The sequence below is a fragment of the Mesorhizobium sp. M4A.F.Ca.ET.050.02.1.1 genome, from assembly GCF_003997725.1.
In the GTDB taxonomy this organism is placed as follows: domain Bacteria; phylum Pseudomonadota; class Alphaproteobacteria; order Rhizobiales; family Rhizobiaceae; genus Mesorhizobium.
In genome coordinates, this window is the sequence record NZ_RZSG01001096.1 from 1 (window position 1) to 1,532 (window position 1,532).

Genomic DNA, 1,532 nt, shown 5'->3' on the forward strand with positions numbered 1-1,532 from the left:
TGATCGGCTCGAGCAACTGCACGCCGAGCTTCGGCGCAGCTTCACGGAAGCAGGCGCGGCCGGCGATTTCGAAGGCGAGCACCGAGGAGTCGACGTCGTGGAAGGCACCGTCGATGAGCGTCGCCTTGACGCCGATCATCGGGAAGCCAGCGAACGGACCGGACGACAGCACGCTGTTGATGCCCTTCTCGACGCCGGGGACGTATTCCTTCGGCACCGCGCCGCCGACGATCTTCGACTCGAACTTGAAGTCGCCGCCTTCCTGGTCCGGCTCGAACAGGATCTTGACGCGGGCGAACTGACCGGTACCGCCGGTCTGCTTCTTGTGCGTGTAGTCCTGCTCATGCGTGCGGGTGATCGTCTCGCGATAGGCCACCTGCGGCGCGCCGATATTGGCTTCGACCTTGAACTCGCGACGCATACGGTCGACGATGATGTCGAGGTGCAACTCGCCCATGCCGGCGATGATGGTCTGGCCGCTTTCCTCGTCGGTCTTGACGCGGAAGGACGGATCCTCAGCCGCCAGGCGATGCAGGGCAAGGCCCATCTTCTCCTGGTCGTTCTTGGTCTTCGGCTCGATGGCGATCTGGATGACCGGATCGGGGAATTCCATGCGCTCGAGGATGACCGGGTGCAGCGGATCGCAGAGCGTGTCGCCGGTGGTGGTGTCCTTGAGGCCGGCCAGAGCGACGATGTCGCCGGCGTAAGCCTCTTCGATGTCGGCGCGCGAATTCGCATGCATCTGCAGCATGCGGCCGATGCGCTCCTTCTTGCCCTTCACGGTGTTGTCGAGCGAGACGCCCTTGGCGAGCTTGCCCGAATAGATGCGGGCGAAGGTGAGCGAGCCGACGAACGGGTCGTTCATGATCTTGAAGGCCAGCATCGACAGCGGCTCGTTGTCGTCCGCGTGACGCTCGATCTCGGCGTCGGTCTTGGCATCGACGCCCTTGATGGCGGGAACGTCGGCCGGCGACGGCAGGTATTCGACGACGGCGTCGAGCAGCGGCTGCACGCCCTTGTTCTTGAAGGCCGAGCCACAGAACATCGGGAAGAACTTGACCGCGATGGTGCCCTTGCGGATCAGCGCGCGGATCTCGTCGTTCGACGGCATCTTGCCTTCGAGGTAGTTCTCGAGCGCGGTCTCGTCCATCTCGACGGCGGCTTCGATCATCTTCTCGCGGTATTCCTCGGCGCGAGCCTTGAGGTCGGCCGGGATCTCGACGACGTCCCAGGCGGCGCCCAGCGTCTCGTCGCGCCAGACCAGCGCGTTCATCTCGACGAGATCGACGACGCCCTTGAACTCGGTCTCGGCGCCGATCGGCAGCTGCATGACGACGGCCTGCGCGCCGAGGCGCGAGCCGATCATCTCGACCGAGCGGTAGAAGTCGGCGCCGATCTTGTCCATCTTGTTGCAGAAGATCATGCGCGGCACGTGGTACTTGTCGGCCTGGCGCCAGACGGTCTCCGTCTGCGGCTCGACACCGGCATTGGCGTCGAGCAGCGCGATGGCGCCGTCGAGCACGCGCAGCGAA

At 64.7% G+C, this 1,532-nt stretch carries 1 protein-coding gene; it reads right to left on the reverse strand.

Annotation, left to right across the window (positions count from 1 at the left end):
• Window positions 1-1,532, reverse strand: a 1,532-nt coding sequence (fusA, locus tag EOA33_RS35300) for an elongation factor G (protein ID WP_127407692.1), incomplete at both ends; no start/stop codon positions are given.